Raw genomic sequence first — 22,944 nt, 5'->3', positions numbered from 1 at the left:
GGCCGTTCCTCTTCTCTACGCGATGCGGAACCTACGAATAGTCGCGTTCGATCCTCAGAGTCCCGATGGTGGTGGCCAGGGCGTCGTACTGGGTCACCAGAAAGCAGAATTCGATCATCCGGCGGTCGTCGAAGTGGGTGCTCAGCGCCGACCACGCGGCATCGTCCAGGTTGTCGGTGGTGACGAGTTGGTCGACGGCGGTGAGGATGGCGCGGCGGCGCGCGTCCCAGCCCTCCGCACCCGGACCTTCCAGCACCTGTTCGAGGAGCGCCGGGGTGACGCCTGCCCGGCGTCCGAGGCGCACATGGTGATCCATCTCGTAGCCGCACTTCCGCAGGTGTGCCACGCGAAGGATGATCAGTTCGGTCTCGTACCGGGAGATCTGCCCGCCCGGCATCAGCTTGCCGGAGTACTGCAGCCACGCACGGAAGAGGCCCCTCGTGCGGCCCACCGTGCTGAACAGATGTGCGTCCGGCACACCGGCGACACGGGAGATGATTCGCCACAACACCCAGTTGACGGGGCCGAGTTCCTTCAGACGTCCGGGTGGAATGCGTGCGGTCACGCCGCCCCCTCTCCTTCTACTCGTCCCCTCGTGGGAACGGCTGCGTGCGCGCGTAGTTCGATCGAACGGGTCATCTCCGTGGCCCGAAGTGCGAGCATACGCACAGAATCCGTCCCGGGTACCCGGGACGGCGCGTATATCCGATTCTTCCGTCCCGCGATTGCCCGCTCGAGTGCGTCGACCGCCACCGTGATCGAGGAGGTCCGGGTCAGTGCGCTGCCGCGGGGTGGAGGAACCGCGACGCCGTCGAAATCGATCAGGGTCCGGTCCGTGTCGATCTCGCCGAGGCGGGCGATGCCGACCCGGGTCCCCAGCGATTTCATCTCGTCCCGCAGGGCCTCGCCGAGTTCCTCGGCACCGCCTCTCGTGGCGCCGTGGACACCGCGCAGCGGGCTGAACGTCGTCGACGACGCCACGACGAGCGCGTACCCGTTGCGGTGCCCGATGTACGGTCCCGCGGCCCGCAACGTGTGGTACGTCCCCAACACGTTCACCTCGATGGCATACCGCATCACCTCCGGATCACCCTCGACGATGTGCGCCGGGGGCGTCACGCCCGCGTTGGCGACGACGACGTCGAGGCCGCCGAGCCGGTCGGTGAGGTAGTCGAACGAGTCCTCGACGGCTCGCCGGTCGCGGGTGTCGCAGCGACGCCACGGCGCCCGGCCGCACGTGGTGGCGGTCTGTTCGAGGAGTTCGGGTTCGAGGCCGAGCAGCCCGACACGGGCGCCCCGCTCGTGAAGTCTTCTGGCGAGTCCGGCGCCGATACCCCGGGCTGCGCCGGTGATCAGGACGCGGCGTCCGACCAGATTCTCTTCGAGAGTGCGTGACATGAAGCGAGTTCCCAACCTGTGTTACCGAGCGGTAGCAAGACGCTAGCACCCGCTCGGTTCATTGGTGGGAAAAATGTCCAACAGAGTTGGACAACTGTCTCAATCCCGGATCGCCCACGCCATCCGTGCGAGGGAAAGTGCCTGCTCAGCACGCTCGATGACCACCTCACGCGACTCGCTGATGTGCGCGAGCAGCGTGTCGTACGCGGAATCCAGCTTGCCGTCGAGGGCGAGCTCGGCCACCGAGATGTGCTCGTCGACGGTCGCGCTCATGCGGTCGGGGGTGAGGTAGTCGAACATCCGGACCGGCCGCACCTTCGCGTTCACGTTGACGAGCGCATCCGACAGCGCCCGGTTCCCTGCCGACCGCAGCAGAACGGTGTGGAACTGCTCGTCGAGCGCCACGAACCCGGCGTCCGGCTCGGGGTTCTCCTTCCGCAACGCGTACCACCGGTCGAGCTCGGGTCCCAGAACGTCCGGGTCGTGCGACAGCGACTCGTCGGCGCGGACCCGGGCGATTCCCTGGAGCTCGAGCGTGATGCGCAGTTCGTACAGTCCGGCCAGCTCGTCGATGCGGGGGCGGTACGGAAACAACCCGCCCACGTCGCGCTGGACGAGTCCGTCGGCGAGGAGCCGGGCCAGGGCCTCCCGCACCGGCGTCCGCGACACCCCGTAGGTGTCGGCGAGACGCTCCTCGCCGAGACGCTGTCCCGGTGGGATCCGGCCGCTCATCAGGTCGGTGCGCAGCGACAGATACACGTGATCGCTGAGGGAGCCGGCCGGTTCTCGGCGTGCCATCAGATGGCCATCGCCGCGCGGACGTCGGAGACCGCGGTACGGACGTCGGAGCCGGGTGCGGCGCCACCGGCGCCGGAGGAGGTGACCCGCCCCGACTCGAGGACGTGGTAGCTCTCGGCGGATTCGAGAGCGAACCCGATGTGCTGTTCCACCAACAGGACTCCGAGTCCGCCGCGGCGGGTGAGTTCCATGATGGTGCGCTCGATCTCGGCCACGACGGACGGCTGAATGCCTTCCGTGGGTTCGTCGAGGATCAGCATCTTCGGTTCCGTGATCAGGGCCCGCGCGATGGCGAGTTGCTGACGCTGCCCGCCGGAGAGGAGACCGGCACGCCGGTCGAGCAGGCCGCGCAGAGCCGGGAACAGATCCAGCACCTCGCCGACGAGTTCCTTTCCGCGCTTGCGGCCGTCGGCCACCACCTGAAGATTCTCGGCGGTGGTCAGCTGACCGAACGACTGCTGGCCCTGCGGCACGTAGGCGAGGCCGCGCGCCACCCGGGCGCTCGGCCGCAGCGCCGTGACGTCCTCGCCGTCGAACAGCACCCGCCCGGAGTCGACCTTGATCAGTCCGACCGCGGCCCGCAGAAGCGTCGTCTTGCCCGCGCCGTTGTGTCCCATCACCGCGGCCACACCGTCCGACGGGACCGTCAGCGAGACTCCGTGGATCACTTCGGTTCGGCCGTACCCGGCCCGGATGTTCTCAAGCTCGAGCATCGCTGTCCTCCTTCGAAACCTCGGGCTGCAGTTCGGGGGCGGCACCGGCCGCGGCGGTCCCGAGGTACACCTCCTGCACCCGTGGATCGGCCTGCACCTGCTCCACGGTTCCCTCGCTCAGCACCTTCCCGGCGTGCAGCACGGTCACCGACGTCGCGAACGCGCGCATGAAGTCCATGTCGTGCTCGACCACCACGACGGTCCGCTCACCGCCGATGCGGCGCAGCAGGTTTCCCGTCTCGTCGCGTTCCTCGTGGCTCATGCCGGCCACCGGCTCGTCGAGCAGGAGGACGGAGCAGTTCTGCACCAGCAGCATTCCGATCTCCAGCCACTGCTTCTGTCCGTGCGCGAGGATTCCCGCCGGGGTGTCGCGCAGCGTGCCGAGACCCGTGACGTCGAGCGCCTCCTCGATGGCGGGGAGCACCGTCTTGCGTCGGCGCAGCAGTGTGAGTGCGGACCGGCACGCGCCCGCCGCGATGTCGAGGTTCTGGAGAACCGTCAGCTCCTCGAACACGCTCGCGGTCTGGAACGTGCGGCCCACACCGAGCCGGGCGATGCGGTGCACCTTCTTGCCGATCAACTCGACACCGGATTTCGTGACCGATCCCGTCGCGGGGACGAGCCCGGTGACGGCATCGACGAGAGTGGTCTTGCCGGCGCCGTTGGGACCGATGAGGAACCGCAGATCGCCTTGCATCAGGGTGAGGTCGACGCCGTCGACCGCCTTGAAGCCGTCGAAGCTGACCCGAAGGTCCCGGACCTCGAGATACTCGCTGGACATTCCGGCGTTGCCGCCGAGCACCGGCACCTTGGCCGTGGCGGGAATCGTCATCGGGCCATCTCCATTCGTTCCGTCGGCTCGGTCTCGTCTTCCGGTCCGGGCGGGGCAGGTTCGTCGGAGGAGGCCTTCTTCTTCCGCTTCAGCAGCGCGAACAGTCCCGCGACACCGGCCGGGAAGAACCCGACGACCACGATGAACAGCAGGCCCTGCGCGTACGTCCAGCCGGACGGGAACGACTCCGAGAACGCGCTCTGCGCCCACGCCACCCCGATGGCGCCGAGCACCGGGCCGAGGAGCGTGGAACGTCCGCCGATGGCCACCCCGATCAGGAACGCGATCGACGGGACGATCCCGACGTCGGCGGGGGAGATGATGCCGACGATCGGCACGAACAGCGCGCCGGCGAGGCCCGCGAAGAACGCGGCCGTCACGTAGGCGACGAGTTTGATGTTCGCCGGGTCGTACCCGAGGAAGCGGACGCGCTCCTCCTGATCCCGGACGGCGACGAGCAGTTCGCCGTAGCGGCTGTTCATCAACTGCCGGGTGATCGCGACCACGGCCAGCAGCACGCCGGCGGCGATGAAGAACAGCATCTGCTTGTTGGCCGGATCGTTCAGGTTGAAACCGAAGAACGTGCGGAACCGGTTGAGGCCGTTGCTTCCTCCGGTGCTCTGCTGACCGACCAGCAGGATCGCGAACGCGGCTGCGAGCGCCTGGCTGAGGATCGCGAAGTACGCGCCCTTGACGCGGCGCTTGAACACCCCGAGCCCGAGGACGAACGCCACCAGCGCCGGGATCAGCAGGATTCCCAGGATCGTCACGATCGGCGACGTGAACGGCACCCAGTAGCCCGGCAGCTCCCGGATGCCCGCGATCTGCATGAAGTCGGGCACCGTGTCGCCGCGGAGTTCGGCGTCGGCGATCTTCAGATGCATCGCCATCATGTAGGCGCCCAGCCCGAAGAAGACACCCTGGCCGAGGGTGAGCATGCCGCCGCGGCCCCATGCCAGGCCGATACCGACCGCGACGATCGCGAAGCACAGGAACTTGCCGAGCAGACTCAGCCGGAAGTCGCTGAGAACCGCGGGGGCGACGACGAACAGAAGCAGTGCGGCCAGTGCGAATCCCGCCCACGCGCGGTAGCGGCCACTCGTCAGGATGCTCATACGAGACTCCTCGTCTTGACGGCGAACAGGCCCTGCGGCCGAACCTGGAGGAACACCACGATGACCACGAACACGATGACCTTGGCGATCGACGCCGTGGTCGAGTACTCGACGAACGAATTGAGGATGCCGAGTGCGAACGCGGCGATCACCGCGCCCTTCATCTGCCCCAGGCCGCCGACCACGACCACCAGGAACGCGTCGATGAGGTAGCTCTGCCCGATGGTCGGGCTCGTCGAGCCGATCAGGGTGAGCGCCACACCCGCGACACCCGCCAGACCGGAACCGATGAAGAACGTCGTCACATCGGTTCGGCGACTGGAGATCCCGCTCGTCTCCGCGAGGTCACGGTTCTGCACGACGGCGCGGATACGGCGTCCCATCGGGGACTTCTGCATCGCCAGCGACAGCGCGACGACGGCAACGACGGCCAGAACCAGGATGAACAGGCGCGTCTTCGGCACCACCGCGCCCAGGATCTCCACACCACCGGAGAGCCACTCCGGTGCGGCGACGTTGACGGCGGGCGCACCGAAGACGTCCCGCGCCAGCTGCTGCAGGATCAACCCCACACCGAACGTCACCAGCAGCGTGTCCAGCGGCCGGTGGTACATCCGCTTGACGAGGGTGACCTCGAGGAGGACACCCATCGCGCCACCGACCACGAAGCCGACGAGCAGAGAGATGAACAGAGAACCGGTGGCGCTCGACACCACCTGCTGCACCACGTAGGCCGTGTACGAGCCGGCCATGATGAATTCGCCGTGGGCCATGTTGATGACGCCCATCTGGCCGAACGTCAACGACAGCCCCAGCGCCGCGAGCAACAGGATCGATCCGATACTCAACCCGGTGAACAGCTGTCCGATCACTACATCCATCGATGTATGTCCTCTCTCTTCCCTCGTGCTCGTCGGACCGTGTTCTAGCTACCCAGCGACTCGGCCCACGGGTAGGACTTCAGGTACGGGTCGGGCTGGATCGGGGTGCCCGAATCCCAGACCGTGTAGATCAGGCCGTCGTTCCGGATCTCACCGATGCGCGCGGTCTTGGTGATGTGATGGTTGGACCCGTCGATGGTGACCAGACCCTCCGGCGCGGCGAACGTGACGCCGTCCGCGTTGTCCTGGATGTCCTTGGTGGCGAAGGAGTTCGCCTTCTCGACGGTGTTCTTCCACAGGTACACGGACGTGTAGGCGGCTTCCATCGGGTCGGACGTCGGCTTGTTCGCGCCGTACCGGGCCTTGTACGCGTCGACGAACTTCTTGTTCTCCGGCGTGTCGATTGTCTGGTAGTAGTTCCAGGCGGTCAGCTGGCCCTCGATGTTCTGGACGCCGATACCGCCGACCTCTTCCTCGGCGATCGATACGGACACGACGGGCATGTCGGCGGGCTTCAGGCCGACGTTCGCGTACTCGCGGAAGAACGCGACGTTGGAGTCGCCGTTGAGGGTGTTGAAGACGGCGTCCGCATCGGCGGACCGGACCTTGTTGACGATGGTCGAGAAGTCGGTGGAGCCGAGCGGGGTGTAGTCCTCACCCTTGATCTCGATGCCGTTGGCCTCCGCGTACGCCTTGATGATGCGGTTGGCGGTCTGCGGGAACACGTAGTCGCTGCCCACCAGGTACAGCGACTTGACGCCCTTCTCCTTCAGGTAGTCGAGGGCGGGCACGATCTGCTGGTTGGTGGTCGCCCCGGTGTAGAAGATGTTCTTCGAATCCTCGAGGCCCTCGTACTGCACGGGGTAGTAGAGCAGCGAGTTGTTGTCCTCGAACACGGGCAGCATCGCCTTGCGGCTCGACGACGTCCAACCGCCGAACACGGCTGCGACGCAGTCACTGCTGATCAGCTTCTCCGCCTTCTCGGCGAACACGGTGGGCTCCGAGGCCCCGTCCTCCGCGACGATCTGGATCTTCTTGCCGAGCACGCCGCCCGAGTTGTTGATCTCGTCGACCGCGAGCGCGATCGAATCCCGGACGGTCACCTCGCTGATGGCCATCGTGCCCGACAGCGAGTTCAGCGACCCGACCTTGATCGTGTCCCCGGAGGTGTCCACACAGGACGCCGCGGTGGACTCGCCTGCCGTGTCGGACGCCTTGCTGCCACAACCGGTCAGCACGAGCCCGATGGCGGCGAGCGCGGTCGGTGCAGCGAGGGCGCGCTTGGAGAAGGTGCGCATGTACGGGCCTTTCCGTCGGAGGACTTGGGACCTCCGCAACCCGGGACATGTATCCGCCCCACGTATACAGAGGTGTATTCGTGGGGCGAACATTAAGCGGCCGTTGTTGCGCCTGAATGTCTGTCGGTGACGTGTTCGTGACGCGAATTACGGTTACGTGAACAAGCGCTCACAGCGCTCCCGGCGGGGCCGGATGCTGTTGCCGCTGCGGCCAACGTCACACCGGTTCAGTCGGATTGAAGCGATATGACATCGGACGAACCATGAGGAGTCAGCGGATCAGGTACGGGGAGACCGAACTCTGGTGCTCACTGATATCGAGTTGCTTGCCGAGCGGCGGGAATGCGCGCTGCGGGCAGTTGACACGCTCGCACACCCGGCAACCGGCGCCGATCGGAGTGCCCGGGTTGGAATCGTCGAGGTCGAGACCGTCGCCGTAGACGAGGCGGTGGGCGTGCCGGATCTCGCAGCCGAGCCCGATCGCGAAGATCTTGGCCGGCTGGCCGTAGCGCTGGGCGCGACGTTCGACGGTCCGGGCGATCCACAGGTACCGGCGGCCGTCCGGCATCTGTGCGATCTGGTTCATGATCTTGCCGGGGTATGCGAACGTCTCGTACACGTTCCACAGTGGGCACGTGCCGCCGCTGGTGGAGAAGTGGAACCCCGTGGCGGACTGCCGCTTCGACATGTTCCCGGCCCGGTCGACACGGACGAACATGAATGGCACACCGCGCAGCTTCGGACGCTGCAGCGTCGAGAGACGGTGACAGATCGTCTCGTAGCTCACCGAGTAGAACGCGGACAGCCGCTCGATGTCGTACCGGAAATCCTCGGCCACGTCGTGGAACTGGCCGTACGGCAGCACCGTGGCCGCAGCGAAGTAGTTGGCCAGCCCGAGCCGGGCGAGCGCGACGGACTCGTCGCTCGTGAAGCCACCCTCCGCGACCAGCTTGTCGAGCAGGTCGCCGTATTCGAGGAACGCCAGCTCGGTCGCGAACTTGAACACCTGCTGGCCGCCCGACAGGTGCGGCGAAATCTCCAGCAGCCGGGATTCGGGGTCGTACCGGTGCAGGACGTTCTCGCCCAGGTCGATGCGCTTGACGATCTGCACGTCGTGCACGGTCTGCAACCTGCGGGCGATCTCACCGCCGACGTCGCCGCGGTGGAATCGCATGCGCGCGGTCAGTTCCTCCGCCGCCGTGTCCAGTTCGTGCAGATAGTTCTGCCGCTGATAGAAGTAGTCGCGGACCTCTTCGTGCGGCATCGTGATCGAGCCGCTACCGCTGCCGTCGCTGTAGCGGTCCTCCGTGGCGAGCGCCAGCTGCGCGGTGGTGTTGCGGAAGCGGCGGTGCATGTTGACCATCGCCTTCGCCAGGCCCGGATGCGACGCCACCATCTCGGCGATCTCCTGGGCGTCCGCGTCGATGCCCATCTCCTGATCCAGCGCCACCTCGCGCATCTCCGCGATCAGGCGCGTGTCGTCCTGGGACGAGAAGAACGTGGTGTCGACGCCGAACACCTCGCTGATCCGCAGCAGCACCGGCACCGTCAGTGGCCGCACGTCGTGCTCGATCTGATTGAGGTAGCTGGCGGAGATCTCCAGCGTCTTCGCCAGCGCCGCCTGGCTCAGTCCACGCTCGGTTCGGAGCTGACGCAACCGGGTGCCGACGAAGGTCTTGGACATACGGCAATGGTACCGGCGCAGGTCAGATGTGCGAACGGAACCTTCGCAAGATTTACTCGCGCGGGTCGGGACGCGGTGACGCGGGGCGAATGTACCTCTGGGCGCACTGGAGGCGCTGAAAGGTACATTCGCCCGCAGCTCAGGCCTTGTTCTCCGAGCGCGGCGCGCCGACGCCCGGGTCGATCCGGAACGGACCCGACGCGGACGGTGCGACGGGGAAGTCGAACATCGCCGTCGGCAGGTACACCGTCGAGCAGGAGTTCGGAATGTCCACCACCCCCGACAACCTGCCCTCGATCGGGGCGGCGCCGAGCAGGAGGTAGGCCTGCTCGGGGCTGTACCCGAACTTGGTGAGGTAGTCGATCGCGTGGAGACACGCCCGCTGATACGACAGGTGCGAGTCGAGGTACTTCTGTTCCCCGTCGAGGGTGACGGACGTTCCGGAGAACGCGAGCCACTCCGAATACTGCGGATCGGTGTTGCCGGGCATGAAGATCGCGTTCTCGGACACGCCGTACGTGTCCATGCCGCCCTTGATGATGTCGACGCGCAGGTCGATGAAGCCACCCATCTCGATGGCGCCGCAGAACGTGATCTCACCGTCGCCCTGGGAGAAGTGCAGATCGCCGACGGACAGGTTCGCGCCGTCGACGAACACGGGGTAGAAGACGCGGCTGCCCTTGGTGAGGTTCTTGATGTCCTGGTTGCCGCCGTTCTCGCGTGGGGGCGCGGTGCGGGCGGCCTCGCCGGCGACGCGGTCGAAGTCGGCGCCCGACAGAGACCCGAGGACGGCGTCCTGCGGTTCGGGCGGCAGGGCGAGTGGGGGAACCCGGCCCGGGTCGGTGGCGATGAGCGCGCCCTCCCTCGCGTTCCACTTCGACAGGAGGGCGGCCGACGGCGCGGTGCCCATCAGTCCGGGGTGGACGATGCCGGTGAACGAGACGTGCGGGACGTGCCGCGACGTGGCGGTCTGACCGGAGAAGTCCCAGACGGCCTTGTAGGCGTCGGGGAACTGCTCGGTGAGGAATCCGCCGCCGTTGTGGCGGGAGAAGATCCCCGTGTATCCCCATCCCTGGCCGGCCAGCGGGCCGGAATCCTCCTGGGGGATGGGTCCGACGTCCAGGATGTCGACGATCAGCAGGTCGCCGGGCTTCGCGCCCTCCACGGCGAACGGCCCGGACAACGTGTGGACCGTGGTGAGGGGCGCGTTCAGGATGTCGTCGGCGGAATCGTCGTTGTGGATGGCGCCGTCGAACCATTCGCGGCAGTGGACGCGGAAGGAGTCGCCCGGTTTCACCGTGATCGCGGCCGGGATGTCGGGGTGCCAGCGGTTGTGGCCGACGATCGCCTGATCGGTGAACTTCTTCGAGGAATCGAGCGGAAACAGCAGTTCGGGCATGTGCGCTCCTTCGGTGGCCGGTCAGGGACGAGGAAGTCGGCGGTGCAGCGGATTGCTCGTGACGGATGAACGTCCGGCCGTGGCCGGGGGCGGCGGACCGGTCACGACGTCCGGTTCGTGAGCCGACCTCTTCGTGCGGTCGAGGAGGTTCATCGCGGACGACGACCCGTGCCCGAGCCGCGGCGGGGACACACGCCGGACGGCGTCGCGATCGCACCGGGGGCAGCGGGTGGTGCCGGGTACGTCGACCATCGGGAACGACCGCTCGAACGGGCCGCAGTCGGCGGCGCATCGGAATTCGTACAGCGGCAACGTGGTGCCCTTCGCCGGAGGAGACCATTCGAGGTCACGGTAACCGACCTGATTGGTGATTGCAGTCACAACGGGCGCGTCGCGGGGTGTGCCGCGGCGGGAAGGCGAGGGTCGCTGGGGCGGAAATATCTGTGTACGGCGAGTTGCGTGCATTTGGTTCACGACCTGCGACTTTTTGCTACTGGCGAGTATTTTTCCTCTCCGATCGGGCAGGTATGGCATCGAACTTTCTTAACAGTCTTTGCAAGGCGCTGTGAAAAGCTAGCCAAGATTGGCATTAGCAACAGGTAGACGGCACTTTTTGCGTGTGTCATTCTCGGTAAGTACATACGAAGGGCCTGGCAAGGATGTGAAGCAGTACATCTGTACCGGACCAGCAGATCGAAGAGAGTGGAGTCTTGATGTCGACCACCGGCACCCCGAAGACCGCAGCTGAAATCCAGCAGGATTGGGACACCAACCCGCGCTGGAAGGGAGTAACCCGCAACTACACGGCGGAGCAGGTCACCAAGCTCCAGGGCACCGTTGTCGAAGAGCAGACCCTCGCACGCCGTGGTTCCGAGATCCTCTGGGACCTCGTGAACAACGAGGACTACATCAACTCGCTGGGCGCGCTGACCGGCAACCAGGCCGTGCAGCAGGTCCGTGCAGGCCTCAAGGCCATCTACCTGTCCGGTTGGCAGGTCGCCGGTGACGCGAACCTGTCCGGACATACCTACCCCGACCAGAGCCTCTACCCGGCCAACTCGGTCCCGCAGGTCGTGCGCCGCATCAACAACGCGCTGCTGCGCGCCGACGAGATCGCCAAGGTCGAGGGCGACACCTCCGTCGACAACTGGCTCGCCCCGATCGTCGCCGACGGAGAAGCAGGCTTCGGTGGCGCGCTCAACGTCTACGAGCTGCAGAAGGCCATGATCGCGGCCGGCGTCGCCGGTTCGCACTGGGAAGACCAGCTCGCGTCGGAGAAGAAGTGTGGCCACCTCGGTGGCAAGGTCCTCGTCCCCACGCAGCAGCACATCCGCACCCTGACCTCGGCTCGCCTCGCCGCCGACGTCGCGGACGTTCCCACCGTGGTCATCGCCCGCACCGATGCCGAGGCCGCGACCCTCATCACGTCCGACGTCGACGAGCGCGACCAGCAGTTCCTGGACGGAACCCGCACCGCCGAGGGCTTCTTCGGTATCAAGAACGGCATCGAGCCCTGCATCGCGCGCGCCAAGGCCTACGCCCCGTACGCCGACCTCATCTGGATGGAGACCGGCGTGCCGGACCTCGAGGTCGCCAAGAAGTTCGCCGAGTCGGTTCGCAGCGAGTTCCCGGACCAGCTGCTCGCGTACAACTGCTCGCCGTCCTTCAACTGGAAGGCGCACCTGGACGACGCCACCATCGCGAAGTTCCAGAAGGAGCTCGGCGCGATGGGCTTCAAGTTCCAGTTCATCACCCTGGCCGGCTTCCACTCGCTCAACTACGGCATGTTCGACCTGGCGCACGGCTACGCCCGCGAGGGCATGACCGCCTTCGTCGACCTGCAGGAGCGCGAGTTCAAGGCCGCCGAGGAGCGTGGCTTCACCGCCATCAAGCATCAGCGTGAGGTCGGTGCCGGCTACTTCGACAGCATCGCCACCACGGTCGACCCCAACACCTCGACGGCTGCCCTGAAGGGCTCCACCGAAGAGGGTCAGTTCCACTGAGCCTTGGCCTCCAAGGTTTCGACCGATCAAGGTTTCACCTGATCAACCCGACCCCGGGGAGGGGCCTGTAACCGGGCCCCTCCCCGGGCGACGACTCCACTAGACGATAAGGAGCTGACGTGACCAGCGAAAAGATTCAGCGCGTCGGCGTGATCGGCGCCGGGATCATGGGTGCCGGAATCGCAGAGGTGTGTGCTCGCGCGCACGTCGACGTTCTGGTGTTCGAGCAGACCCGCGAGCTTGCGGCGGCGGGGCGTTCGCGCATCCTGCGGTCGCTCGACCGCGGAGTGAGCAGCGGCAAGATCACCGAGCGGGAACGTGAGCAGGCCGCCTGGCGGCTGCGGTTCACCTCCGATCTCGGTGATTTCGCGGATCGGCAGCTCGTCGTGGAGGCCGTCGTCGAGGACGAGAAGGTGAAGAGCGAGATCTTCACCGAACTCGACCAGGTCGTGACGGATCCGAACGCCGTGCTGGCGTCCAACACGTCGTCGATCCCGATCATGAAGCTGGGTATCGCCACGAAGTCCCCGGAACGGGTCATCGGGATGCACTTCTTCAACCCCGTTCCGGTGCTTCCCCTCGTCGAGTTGGTGACCACGCTCAAGACGAGCAAGTCGGTGTCCGAGCGGGCCGAGGCCTTCGCGAGTGATGTGCTGGGCAAGCAGGTCGTCCGTTCCGCGGACCGTTCCGGATTCGTCGTCAACGCCCTCCTGGTGCCGTACCTGCTCTCCGCGATCCGCATGGTGGAGTCCGGGTTCGCCACCAAGGAAGACATCGACAAGGCAACGGTTCTCGGCCTCGCACACCCGATGGGTCCGCTCGCGCTGACCGACCTGGTGGGCCTGGACACGGTCAAGTCGATCGCCGACTCCATGTACGAAGAGTTCAAGGAGCCCCTGTACTCGGCGCCGCCGCTGCTGCTCCGCATGGTCGAGGCCGGGTTGGTCGGCAAGAAGTCCGGCGCGGGCTTCTACGAGTACGGCGACAACGGCCGTGCCAGCAAGAAGGCCAGCTAGTAGGTAGGTAGGCGACTACACCTGTGCGCCTTTCACGACCACTGGCGGTTGTGAGAGGCGCACAGGTGCATCGAGCCCAGAGGCATTCTCAGCCACTGGACTGAGCCCAGAAAGGTCGACCGCATGTCCAGCACCGCAGCATACGGATCCAGCATCCTGGGGTATCCCCGCATCGGACCTCGCCGCGAACTCAAGCGTGCCCTCGAGTCCTACTGGCACGGCACGAGCACGAAGGAAGAACTCGTGACCGTCGCCCGGGATCTGCAGGAGGAGACGTGGAGTGAGCTCGCCGCGACCGGTCTGACCCAGGTCCCGGGCAACACGTTCTCCTACTACGACCACGTACTCGACAACGCGCTGCTGTTCGGTGCCGTGCCCGAGCGGTTCAAGCCGCTCGAGAGTCAGCTCGATCCGCTGGACTTCTACTTCACGCTGGCGCGTGGCCGGCCGGACTTCCCGCCGCTCGAGCTGGTGCGGTTCTTCGGTACCAACTACCACTACCGTCAGCCCGAACTGGACGAGAACACCGAGTTCGCGCTGCGGTCCGAGACCGTGATGGACGAGTTCGAGCGGGCGAAGGCGCGCGGGATCGAACTGCGTCCCGTCGTGTTGGGGCCCGTGTCGCTGCTGCTGCTGTCGAAGGTCGGTCCGACGTCGAAGCGGCACGGCTTCTCCACCCTCGACCTGCTGGACAAGGTGCTGCCGGAGTACGAGCGGCTGTTCGAGCAGCTCGCGAAGGCGGGCGCCACGTGCGTCCAGCTGGACGAGCCGTCGTTCACCGAGGACCGCACACCCGAAGAACTGGCCGCGCTGGCAAAGGCGTACGAGAAGCTGTCGCACGCACCGCTGCGGCCCCGCATCCTCGTCACCGGTCCGTACGGGCATCTCGGGGAGGCGCTCGCCATCCTTGCCTCCACCAAGGTGGAGGCTCTGGGCCTCGACCTCGTCAGTCACCGGCTGAGCGCCGACGAGCTGGCGAAGATCCCGGGCATGAAGCGCAAGCGCATCTACGCCGGTGTGGTCGACGGCCGCAACGTGTGGCGCGTCGACCGGTACAACACGCTGACGTACCTGAACACGCTGAAGGACGTCGTGCCCGATCTCGTGGTCTCGACGTCGACGTCGTTGCTGCACGTGCCGTACGACGTGTTGTCCGAGTACGACATCCCGGGTGATGTCGCGGATCGGCTCGCGTTCGCGAAGCAGAAGGTCGGCGAGGTGGTTTCGCTGGCCAAGGCGCTCACCGAGGGTCCGTCCGACAAGTGGCGCAAGCGTCCCACGTCGGTGCACTTCAAGCTCAAGCACGCGGTGCGGGCACGGGTCAATGCGATCAAGCCGGGCGACCGCCTCCGGGTTCCGTACGAGGAGCGGCGGCTCGCCCAGCAGGAGCGACTGAATCTGCCGCTGGTTCCGGCGACGACGCTGGGCTCGTTCCCGCAGACGGACGCGATCCGGCAGGCGCGGTACGAGCTGGGTGAGGGACGCCTCGAGTGGGAGGAGTACTACAAGCGGATCCAGGCCGAGATCGAAAGCACGATCCGGTTGCAGGAAGACATCGGGCTCGACGTCTTCGTGCACGGTGAGCACGAGCGCAACGACATGGTGCAGTACTTCGCGGAGCTTCTCGAGGGGTATGCCTTCACCCACAACGGGTGGGTGCAGGCTTACGGCTCGCGGTGTACACGTCCGCCGATCCTCTACGGGGACGTGTCGCGGCCGAAGCCGATGACCGTCGAGTGGATCTCGTACGCGCAGTCGCTGACGGACAAGCCGGTCAAGGGCATGCTCACGGGTCCGGTGACGATGATCGCGCGGTCGTTCGTCCGCCAGGATCAGCCGCTGTACGAGACGGCTGACCAGTTGGCGCTGGTGATCCGTGACGAGATCGCCGACCTCGAGGCGGCGGGTATCGCGATCATCCAGGTCGACGAGCCGGCGATCCGGGAATTGCTGCCGTTGCGCGAGAACGGCCGCGAGGCGTATCTCGAGTGGGCGGTCGACGCCTTCCGTCTCGCGACGGGCGGGGCGAAGCCGGAGACGCAGATCCACACGCATATCACGTACACGAGCCGGGCGTCGGTGGTCGACGCCATCGAACGGCTCGATGCGGACGTGACGGCGATCGTGGCGACGCGCTCCATCACGTGGGTCCTCGATGCCATCAAGGAGCGGGCGCTGACCCACGGTGTCGGTCCGGGTGTGTACGAGAGCCGGTCGGCCCGGATTCCGGACATCGACGAGTTGGACGAACTGCTCACGGAGGCGAGCGAGTCGATCTCACTCGAGCGGTTGTGGGCCAACCCGGACGGCGGACTGAAGACGCGTCACTACTGGCAGCTCGAGCCTTCGCTGCGCAATATGGTGGCGGCGGCGAAGCGTCTCCGCAGGCGGGCCGAGAAGGAAGAATCCGAGGCCTGATTTCTGAGGCGTGTTCGGGGTCACCGCGTCAGCGGTGGCCCCGAACGTGCGTTCGGTCGCGCAAACATGTAGGCATGTAAGCATGGTTACCGCAGCCGCATACGCAGTCACGTCCAGCGCAGGACCCTTCGAGAAGACCACCATCGAACGCCGCGAGCTCGGACCGCTCGACGTGCTCATCGAGATCAAGTTCGCCGGCATCTGCCACTCCGACATTCATACCGCCCGCAACGAGTGGGGCAGCACGCACTATCCCGTCGTCCCCGGTCACGAGATCGCGGGCGTCGTGAGCGCGGTCGGTTCCGGCGTCACGAAGCACCGGGTCGGCGACCGGGTCGGTGTCGGCTGCTTCGTCGACTCCTGCGGCGAATGCGACGCCTGCCGGGCCGACGAGGAGCAGTACTGCGTCAACCGGGTGACCGGCACGTACAACGCCAAGGGGCGCGACGGCGAGTGGACGCAGGGCGGCTACTCGACGCACATCGTCGTGACGGAACGATTCGTCCTGTCCATACCCGACGGCCTGGCACTGGACGTCGCGGCGCCGCTGCTCTGCGCCGGGATCACGCTGTACTCACCGCTCGCACACTGGGGAGCCGGACCGGGCAAGAAGGTCGCCGTCGTCGGGATGGGCGGTCTCGGACACGTCGGTGTGAAGATCGCGCATGCGATGGGTGCCGAGGTCACCGTGCTCAGCCAGTCCCTCGGCAAGAAGGACGACGGCCTGAAGTTCGGTGCCGACCACTACTACGCCACCGCGGATCCGATCACGTTCACGCTGTTGCGCGGACAATTCGACCTCATCGTCAACACCGTCTCGGTGAATCTCGACATCGACGCCTACATGTCGATGCTCGCGATCAACGGAACCCTGGTCGAACTGGGGCTGCCGGAGAAGCCGATCGAGGTGCGCGCGTTCAGTCTCGCAGCCAACCGTCGCAGTCTCGCCGGTTCGATGGTGGGCGGGATCGCGCAGACGCAGGAGATGCTGGACTTCTGCGCCCAGCACGGTATCGGCGCCGAGATCGAGGTGATCTCGGCGGACGAGATCGACGGCGCCTACGACCGCGTGGTCGGCAGCGACGTGCGGTACCGATTCGTGATCGACACGGCAACGATCTGACCTACGCGTCACCGAGTTGATCTCGCAGTGATGCCAGTGTCTTCGCCAGCAACCGGGACACGTGCATCTGCGAGATACCGACCCGGTCGGCGATCTGGGTCTGTGTCATGTTGCCGAAGAATCGCAGCATGAGGACGGTCCGCTCCCGTTCGGGCAGCGATTGGAGCAGGGGGCGCAGGGTTTCGTGGTTCTCGACGTCGTCCATCGCGGCGTCGTAGTCGCCGAGTGTCTCCACCATGGACAGCTCGCCTGTCCGGTCCGACGACGTGTTGTCGACGGAGACCGTCTGGTACGCGTTGCCGGCGAGGAGCCCCTGCGCCACCTCCTCCTGTTCGAGGTCCAGGTGTTCGGCGAGTTCGCTGACGGTGGGCGCGTGGCCGAGACTCTGGGACAGTTCGGCGACGGCCTGGCTCAGCGCGAGGTGCAGTTCCTTCATCCGGCGGGGCACCCGCACGGCCCACCCGGTGTCGCGGAAGTGCCGTCGTACCTCGCCCATGATGGTGGGGACCGCGAACGACACGAAGTCGGATCCCCGCTCCACGTCGAACCGGTCGACCGAGTTGACCAGGCCGAGGCGCGCGACCTGAACCAGATCGTCGTGCGCCTCGCCGCGGCCGTCGAAACGGCGAGCGATGTGCTCGGCGAGCGGGAGGCAGCGCGTCACGACGGCGTCACGCAGTCTGCTGCGCCGGGGATCGTCCTCGTCGAGGGCTGCCATCTGTTCGAAGAGTGCTGTGACGTCCTGATACTCGTCCGGCCAACGGGCCGTGTGCCCCCCACTGTGAGTATGGGACGTCACAGACTCAGGCCGTTCTTCACCTTGGTGAATTCCATGGTGGTCACGAAACCCGCGGTGGCTGAGTCGGGCTCCTGTTTCAGATCGACCGAATCGGTGAGGGCGTTGAGTACGTGCCAGGCGAACGAACGCTCGCCGAGGGAGTCGACCGAGGTGGTGGTGCTCGATACGTCGACTCGCAGGGTGTTGTCGAGATACTGCAGCCGGCACACCAGGACCGCATCCGGTGTCGCGCGGACGATCAGCTGGGTACAGATCTCGTCCATGGCCAGTTTGATGTCGGCGATGGAGTCGAGGTCGAAATCTTCGTGAATGGCAACGGTTGCTGCAAGGGCGCGCAGTACGGAGAGCTGATCGGGCGTTGCTCGCACGCGCAGTTCGACGACGGGATGTGTGTGATCCTGGTCGGGTTCGATTGTCTTGGCGATGGCCATGAGACCTCCGGGTCGGGCGTACCGTGCTGTCGGCGGGCGGTGGGTCGGCTCGCGCTGCTGAGAAGTCAGGGTAGCGATCCGGCGACACCGCAGGTGGAATACCGCAGAACAGGACCGATCAAACCAGTCCGATCAGTACGTTTGCCCGAGTAATGTTGGCGGCACGATCAGCGTTCCTGAGGCCCTCGGCAGGGTCATGGTGGTCACGGGAGACGAGTGGGATGCCTGACGAGATTCATCTGCACACGTTGACGAGTGACGTCGAGACCGCAGACGCCGACGCGGTCACCGTGTCGCTCGACGCTGTGCTCGAGTTGCTCGAGCCCGAGGACGAGACCGACGTCGTGCTGCACACGCTGTGCCGTCGGATGGTCGAGGTGTTCCCGGGTGCGGCGATGGCCGGGATCACCGTTCTCGGGCCGACGGGTCCCGTCACGGTGGCCGCGACGTCGGACGAGCTCGCGGCGCTCGAGGAGTTGCAGTACCGCTTCGGTGAGGGGCCTGCGCTCGACGTCGTGCGCTCCCGCGAGACCGTGCGAGCCGACCGCGCCGCCGCGTACGAGAGGTGGCCGGCGTACGCCGCGAGTTCCGAACCGGCAGGCGTCCACAGCTATCTGTCCGTGCCCCTTCCCGTCGCGGAGCAGTCTGCCGCCCTGAATCTGTACGGACTGTTGCCGCACGCCTTCCACCGCATGGACGAGTCGGTGCTCGAGCTCTACGTCGAGGCGGCAGCGGTCGCGGTGCGCAATGCGCGGCGGTACGGCGAGGCGAGAAATCTGATCGAGCAACTTCGTATCGCCCTCCGTTCCCGCGCCGTCATCGACCAGGCGAAGGGAATCGTGATGGCGTTGCGGGGTCTCGACGCCGAGACCGCATTCGAGGTCCTCGTCACGCGTTCGCAGCGGGAGAACGTCAAACTGCGCGTGGTCGCTGAACGTGTCGTCGCGGCTGTTTCGGCGCGTACAACCATGCGTAACGGTTTGTAATCGCTCACCAGGGCAAATGAGAGCTCGAGTATCTGTTATTTCCTTGTGACACATCACAGGCGGGAGTAGTCTCGAACCGAGGTTGAACACACAGCCGATGTCGGGAAGCGCTGCCGTAGCAGACGGTGTCATGTGTCCGAGGTCGGGTCTGTCTGCAGGTGCTCCGCTTCCCCTCTCAATGTTCGAGATGGGGTGAGCCATGTCTGTTGGTCCAGGGGTCCCAGAACCTGAAATGGCGTGTTCGGGCACGGAGTTCGGTACCACGTACAGGCCGAGGGTAACGCTCTCGGCTGTCGGTTCCGCTCCGACACGCTGTGCGAGCGCGGAATTCACTTCCGAGCGAGTCGGGTCCGGGGTGATGTTGGTAGGGGTGCGAGGCGAGATCGACCTGTTCAGTGCGCCGGGGTTCCGCGACTACGTGTGCACGCGGATCTCGCCCGAGGGTCAGTTCATCCTCGACATGTCGAAGGTGGATTTCATCGGAACCGCGGGTCTGTCGGTGCTCGACACCGTCCACGCGACGAACGTCCGGGACGGCCGGACGTGGGCGATGATCTGCGGCCGGCCGGTGTATCGACTGCTCAGAGCCGCGGGCCAGGAGTCGAGCTACCCGTGCTTCGCTTCCGTGGACAGTGCCCTCGGGGCCTGGCACGGCCGAACGGCCTGAGCGTCCGAACCGGCGCCCGACGTCAGGGGGCGCCGGTTCGACTCGTGCGCGGAGGGGCCGACACGCAGCGGCCGTAGGCGCGGAGGGTGTCGGTGGCGACCCGGTCCCACGAGTAGCGGGCGCGGGCGCGATCGCAGCCCGCCATGCCGTATCCCGTGCGCAGGGCGTCGTCGTCGAAGATCTGTCGCAGGGCCTCGGCCAGGCGGACCGGGTTGCGCGGTGAGATGAGGCGTCCGGTGATGCCGTCGACCACCGTGTCCCGCATACCACCGACGGCGGACGCCACAACCGGTGTGCCACAGGCCATCGCCTCGAGCGGAACCATGCCGAACGGCTCGTACCAGGGGGTGCACACCACGGCGTCCGCCGACCGCAGCAGCGAGGGCATGGCGTTTCTCGGCACGCGCCCGACGATCCGTACCCGGTTACGCACCTTCGTCTCCCGGGCCAGGGTCAGCAGTCGCGATGCTTCGGGGTCGTCGGCGACCTCGTCGGCGGCCGGCCCACCCGCGATGACGAGTTCGGTGTCGGGGAAGTGGGAGAGCGCCTCGATCGCGGTGTCGAACCCCTTGCTCGGCGCCAGCCGGCCCACCATGACGAGGCGATGGCGTTTGCCCTTCTCGTCGGCGCGGCCGTCGGGCGTGAACTCGGCGACGTCGACGCCGGACGGAACCACGGACGTGCGCGAGCGCGGCAGGCCGAGGTGGGAGAGTTCGAAGACCTCGTCCGTGCACGTCGCCACCACCCGGGTGGCTCCGCGGGCGATCAACTGTTCCAAGTGAATTCGGTTGTGGGTGCTCGACGAATCCGCACGCTCGAACCGCTGCTCGACCACCCCCAGCGCATGGAACGTCTGGACCACCGGAATGCCGAGAGTGCGGGCGGCGAGTTGCGTCGCGATCCCGGACATCCAGTAGTGGGCGTGGACGATGTCGGGCCGTTCGGCTTCCCATTCGGCCTTCAGGACGCTGCCGAACGCCCCCATCAGCGGCAGGATCTCGGCCTCGGACATCCGCCGCGCGGGCCCGACAGGCACGTGCACCACGGTGTACCCGCCCGGCGTCGTGACCCGCTCCGGGGCGTCCTCGCTCTCCGCCCTGGTGTAGACGGTGACGTCGTGACCTTCCCGCGTGAGGGCTGCCGACAGTTCGGCGAGGTGAATGCTCTGCCCCCCGACATCGGCGCCGTCCGAGACCTCGAGGGGACTGGCGTTGGCCGAGACCATCGAAATCCTCAATCGTCTCGAGGTGCCGACGGCTGCCGTTCTCATCGGTTGCCCGCCGCACACGGGAGGTCTGGGTTCGCGATGAATGGCCGTCATGCCACGGGGATTCCCGAACTTCGGGTTTGTAAACCGACCGGCTAGCACTCTGTCACAGGACAGGTTGCACAGGCCTGCCGGTGTTGCGTTCTAATACCAGCGCCGCCTGCCGCCGACCGCACGCCCGGTGGCGCCGAGAATCCACAGGATCGCGCCGATCACCAGGAGGATGATGCCGATGGTCCACAGCCAGGTGAGGCCGGTGAGCCATCCGATCAGGAGCAAGATCAGTCCGAGCACGATCATGACGTTCCTCGATTCTTCATCCCACCGGGGCGAGGGGAGCGTCCGATCCCGGACCCTCCCGCACCCCGTCGACTCCTGCGCCCATTGCGTAGGTCAGATGCCCGCCGAGCGCGCCGCCGACGCCGATCGCGAGTAGTCCCGCGGTGCTCGTGACGACAGCGCGTGCGTCCGTTCCGTGCCTGCGGCGAAGGTAGGACGCGAGCATGGCCGTGATGCCGATGGCGTTGGCCTCGGCGTGGATCAGGCCGACGCGGCGCTGACGCGTATCGCGTTCGGACCAGTCCGCCCAGCCGGTCACCAACGTCGGGGGAGTGGCGAGCAGTCCCAGGCCGATCAGCCTGCGTGCGCCGACGTGATCGCGGAACGCCAGATCGAAGACGGTCGCGCCGACCCACGCACCGATGGGGAGGCTGACGAGAACGGGATGCACGGGGTGCCCGAGCCAGGATCCGCGCAACACCGCACCCGCGCCGGACGAACCGAGCGCCCCCTGGATCCGCTGTTGCAGGAACCGGCTGCCGCCGTCGAGGAACCCGGCGGATTCCGCCTTCCGGAACAGGCTCTCGAGGTTCATGACTCCCGGTTACCCAGGGCGGCGCGAAGAAAACCGGCCTGCCTTGTCGTCGATGCAGGTCGGGCGTAGCGTCGGGACCACGTTCTCGAAGGTGAGGTGAGTGCCGTGAAACTCAATCTCTTCGCTGCTTGGGTCAGCTTCGCTCTCGTGTTGTTGTCGGTGGTCTGTCTCGGCGGGTTCCTCGTCGCCGCAGGCTCGGGGCAGGGCGGCTGGGCGGTGATCTCCGGATCTCTGTGCGTCGTCGCGCTGGCCGGAGCGATGGCGCTGTACGGAGGAGCCGTGCGTCACGATCACAGGCTGCACCACGAAACGCCGCACCTCTTCTGACGGCGGCATTTCCGGAGGGCTCAGGAGTCCGCGAGCCTCCGCTTCTCCGCGTCGATGTCGAAAGTGGCGGGCGGCCAGTCGAGGTCCAGCTTCTCCAGGGCATCGATCAGCAGCTCGGTGACCGCGATGCGGCTGTACCACTTGCGGTCGCAGGGAACCACGTACCACGGCGCGTAATCGGTCGACGTCTCGTCGAGCATCGCCTGATACGCGTCCTGGTACGCGGGCCAGAGCTTGCGCTCGTCGACGTCCGAGGGGTTGTACTTCCAGTACTTGTCCCGGCGTTCCAACCGTTCGCGCAGCCGCGACTTCTGTTCGTCGAGTGAGACGAACATCGCGACCTTCACCAGCGTCGTGCCGCTGGCGACGAGTTCCTTTTCGAATTGGTTGATCTCGTCGTAGCGGCCGCTCCAGATTTCCGCGGGCACGAGATCGTGAACCCGGACCACCAGCACGTCCTCGTAGTGCGACCGGTCGAACACGCCGAGTTGCCCGCCGCGGGGCAGGGCGTTGTCGATCCGCCACAGGAAGTGGTGGCGCTTCTCCTCGGGTGTGGGCACGCCGAACGACGCGTGATCCACGCCCTGCGGATCCACGTGCCCGATGACGTGACGGACCATCCCGCCTTTGCCCGCGGTGTCCATGCCCTGGAGCACGAGGAGCACCGACCGGCCGTCGCCGGATCGTCCGTTGGCGTAGAGCTTCTCCTGGAGGGACGACAGCACCGCACCGCGTTCCTCGAGCAGCGCGACCCCGTCCGACTTGTCGCCGACGAACCCGGGTGTGCTCCCACAATCGAGTTCGGCGATCCGCTGGCCCGGACGCGATCGCAGGGCCTCGATCGCCGGCGTCTTCCACACTCCGCGTGCCTTGTCTGCCATGTACAAACAGTGCCACAGGAGCGTTACATGGAGT

At 66.3% G+C, this 22,944-nt stretch carries 24 protein-coding genes; 7 read left to right on the top strand and 17 right to left on the bottom strand.

The features are described from left to right. Window positions 1-31: 31 nt before the first annotated feature. The 11 genes from PSR88_RS10785 to PSR88_RS10735 all read right to left on the bottom strand — a co-directional run bounded on the left by PSR88_RS10785 (window position 32) and on the right by PSR88_RS10735 (window position 10,499). On the bottom strand, window positions 32-565 hold the full coding sequence (locus tag PSR88_RS10785) for a carboxymuconolactone decarboxylase family protein (protein WP_016882729.1): 534 nt from the start codon (window positions 563-565) through the stop codon (window positions 32-34). Beyond that, window positions 562-1,398 carry an SDR family NAD(P)-dependent oxidoreductase gene (locus tag PSR88_RS10780; protein ID WP_011594950.1) on the bottom strand — a complete coding sequence of 279 codons (837 nt, stop codon included), beginning with the start codon at window positions 1,396-1,398 and terminating at the stop codon, window positions 562-564. Before PSR88_RS10780 ends, PSR88_RS10785 begins: the two co-directional genes overlap by 4 nt. A gap of 99 nt (window positions 1,399-1,497) precedes the next feature. Beyond that, window positions 1,498-2,196 carry a GntR family transcriptional regulator gene (locus PSR88_RS10775; RefSeq protein WP_011594949.1) on the bottom strand — a complete coding sequence of 233 codons (699 nt, stop codon included), beginning with the start codon at window positions 2,194-2,196 and terminating at the stop codon, window positions 1,498-1,500. Then, window positions 2,196-2,909: an urea ABC transporter ATP-binding subunit UrtE gene (urtE, locus tag PSR88_RS10770; protein WP_011594948.1), complete on the bottom strand. Its 714-nt coding sequence runs from the start codon at window positions 2,907-2,909 to the stop codon at window positions 2,196-2,198. Before urtE ends, PSR88_RS10775 begins: the two co-directional genes overlap by 1 nt. After that, entirely contained in the window at window positions 2,896-3,741 is an 846-nt protein-coding gene (urtD, locus tag PSR88_RS10765) for an urea ABC transporter ATP-binding protein UrtD (RefSeq protein ID WP_016882730.1), read from the bottom strand. The genes urtE and urtD overlap by 14 nt, the downstream gene beginning before the upstream one ends. Continuing rightward, a complete protein-coding gene (gene urtC, locus PSR88_RS10760) occupies window positions 3,738-4,856 on the bottom strand; it encodes an urea ABC transporter permease subunit UrtC (protein WP_005261082.1) in 1,119 nt (372 codons plus the stop codon). Before urtC ends, urtD begins: the two co-directional genes overlap by 4 nt. Further along, complete coding sequence (urtB, locus tag PSR88_RS10755) at window positions 4,853-5,737, bottom strand: urea ABC transporter permease subunit UrtB (RefSeq protein ID WP_005251836.1); 885 nt, start codon at window positions 5,735-5,737, stop codon at window positions 4,853-4,855. The genes urtC and urtB overlap by 4 nt, the downstream gene beginning before the upstream one ends. A 44-nt stretch (window positions 5,738-5,781) precedes the next feature. After that, window positions 5,782-7,035 carry an urea ABC transporter substrate-binding protein gene (urtA, locus tag PSR88_RS10750; RefSeq protein ID WP_005563339.1) on the bottom strand — a complete coding sequence of 418 codons (1,254 nt, stop codon included), beginning with the start codon at window positions 7,033-7,035 and terminating at the stop codon, window positions 5,782-5,784. Between the two features lie 271 nt (window positions 7,036-7,306). Beyond that, complete coding sequence (gene ramB, locus PSR88_RS10745; RefSeq protein ID WP_007301354.1) at window positions 7,307-8,719, bottom strand: acetate metabolism transcriptional regulator RamB; 1,413 nt, start codon at window positions 8,717-8,719, stop codon at window positions 7,307-7,309. A 139-nt stretch (window positions 8,720-8,858) separates the two neighbouring features. Beyond that, complete coding sequence (fmdA, locus tag PSR88_RS10740; RefSeq protein ID WP_009474799.1) at window positions 8,859-10,118, bottom strand: formamidase; 1,260 nt, start codon at window positions 10,116-10,118, stop codon at window positions 8,859-8,861. 21 nt (window positions 10,119-10,139) lie between these two features. Next, a complete protein-coding gene (locus tag PSR88_RS10735) occupies window positions 10,140-10,499 on the bottom strand; it encodes a zinc ribbon domain-containing protein (RefSeq protein WP_016882731.1) in 360 nt (119 codons plus the stop codon). A 332-nt stretch (window positions 10,500-10,831) separates the two neighbouring features. Between PSR88_RS10735 and aceA the strand changes: the two genes are divergently transcribed. The 4 genes from aceA to PSR88_RS10715 all read left to right on the top strand — a co-directional run bounded on the left by aceA (window position 10,832) and on the right by PSR88_RS10715 (window position 16,678). Then, complete coding sequence (gene aceA / locus PSR88_RS10730; protein ID WP_009474796.1) at window positions 10,832-12,121, top strand: isocitrate lyase; 1,290 nt, start codon at window positions 10,832-10,834, stop codon at window positions 12,119-12,121. A gap of 119 nt (window positions 12,122-12,240) precedes the next feature. Then, a complete protein-coding gene (locus PSR88_RS10725) occupies window positions 12,241-13,137 on the top strand; it encodes a 3-hydroxybutyryl-CoA dehydrogenase (protein ID WP_005261077.1) in 897 nt (298 codons plus the stop codon). Between the two features lie 123 nt (window positions 13,138-13,260). Beyond that, window positions 13,261-15,555, top strand: coding sequence for a 5-methyltetrahydropteroyltriglutamate--homocysteine S-methyltransferase (gene metE, locus PSR88_RS10720; protein WP_011594944.1), 2,295 nt, complete (start codon window positions 13,261-13,263; stop codon window positions 15,553-15,555). An 82-nt stretch (window positions 15,556-15,637) separates the two neighbouring features. Then, complete coding sequence (locus tag PSR88_RS10715) at window positions 15,638-16,678, top strand: NAD(P)-dependent alcohol dehydrogenase (protein ID WP_029539309.1); 1,041 nt, start codon at window positions 15,638-15,640, stop codon at window positions 16,676-16,678. Window position 16,679: 1 nt separating this feature from the next. On the opposite strand, the gene PSR88_RS10710 is transcribed toward PSR88_RS10715, so the two are convergent. Both PSR88_RS10710 and PSR88_RS10705 read right to left on the bottom strand, forming a co-directional pair. Beyond that, window positions 16,680-17,477, bottom strand: coding sequence for an RNA polymerase sigma factor SigF (locus PSR88_RS10710; RefSeq protein WP_005251853.1), 798 nt, complete (start codon window positions 17,475-17,477; stop codon window positions 16,680-16,682). Then, complete coding sequence (locus PSR88_RS10705; RefSeq protein ID WP_009474792.1) at window positions 17,474-17,908, bottom strand: ATP-binding protein; 435 nt, start codon at window positions 17,906-17,908, stop codon at window positions 17,474-17,476. The genes PSR88_RS10710 and PSR88_RS10705 overlap by 4 nt, the downstream gene beginning before the upstream one ends. 221 nt (window positions 17,909-18,129) lie before the next feature. Here PSR88_RS10705 and PSR88_RS10700 point away from each other — a divergent pair, with 221 nt between their 5' ends. Continuing rightward, window positions 18,130-18,894 carry a GAF and ANTAR domain-containing protein gene (locus PSR88_RS10700; protein WP_009474790.1) on the top strand — a complete coding sequence of 255 codons (765 nt, stop codon included), beginning with the start codon at window positions 18,130-18,132 and terminating at the stop codon, window positions 18,892-18,894. Between the two features lie 358 nt (window positions 18,895-19,252). Further along, on the top strand, window positions 19,253-19,561 hold the full coding sequence (locus tag PSR88_RS10695) for an STAS domain-containing protein (protein WP_005251861.1): 309 nt from the start codon (window positions 19,253-19,255) through the stop codon (window positions 19,559-19,561). Window positions 19,562-19,583: 22 nt separating this feature from the next. Here the strand turns inward: PSR88_RS10695 and PSR88_RS10690 are convergent, their stop codons facing one another. The 3 genes from PSR88_RS10690 to PSR88_RS10680 form a co-directional block, all read right to left on the bottom strand. Continuing rightward, window positions 19,584-20,798: a glycosyltransferase family 4 protein gene (locus tag PSR88_RS10690; RefSeq protein WP_029539311.1), complete on the bottom strand. Its 1,215-nt coding sequence runs from the start codon at window positions 20,796-20,798 to the stop codon at window positions 19,584-19,586. 174 nt (window positions 20,799-20,972) lie between these two features. Continuing rightward, window positions 20,973-21,128, bottom strand: coding sequence for a DUF6131 family protein (locus PSR88_RS10685; protein ID WP_005251863.1), 156 nt, complete (start codon window positions 21,126-21,128; stop codon window positions 20,973-20,975). Between the two features lie 16 nt (window positions 21,129-21,144). Beyond that, window positions 21,145-21,702: a DUF2231 domain-containing protein gene (locus tag PSR88_RS10680; protein ID WP_009474787.1), complete on the bottom strand. Its 558-nt coding sequence runs from the start codon at window positions 21,700-21,702 to the stop codon at window positions 21,145-21,147. 96 nt (window positions 21,703-21,798) lie between these two features. On the opposite strand from PSR88_RS10680, the gene PSR88_RS10675 reads away from it, so the two are divergent. Beyond that, window positions 21,799-22,029, top strand: a complete 231-nt coding sequence (locus PSR88_RS10675) for a hypothetical protein (protein WP_016882734.1) — start codon at window positions 21,799-21,801, stop codon at window positions 22,027-22,029. 20 nt (window positions 22,030-22,049) lie between these two features. On the opposite strand, the gene PSR88_RS10670 is transcribed toward PSR88_RS10675, so the two are convergent. Next, the gene (locus PSR88_RS10670) at window positions 22,050-22,910 is read right to left on the bottom strand and encodes a polyphosphate kinase 2 family protein (RefSeq protein WP_016882735.1); all 861 of its coding nucleotides are present in this window, start codon (window positions 22,908-22,910) and stop codon (window positions 22,050-22,052) included. Window positions 22,911-22,944: the final 34 nt, after the last annotated feature.

It is taken from the genome of Rhodococcus sp. DK176 (assembly GCF_038447315.2).
GTDB lineage: Bacteria > Actinomycetota > Actinomycetes > Mycobacteriales > Mycobacteriaceae > Rhodococcus_F > Rhodococcus_F jostii_A.
Note: the sequence above shows the minus strand (reverse complement) of the source record. Positions and strands in the feature narration are given on the sequence as shown.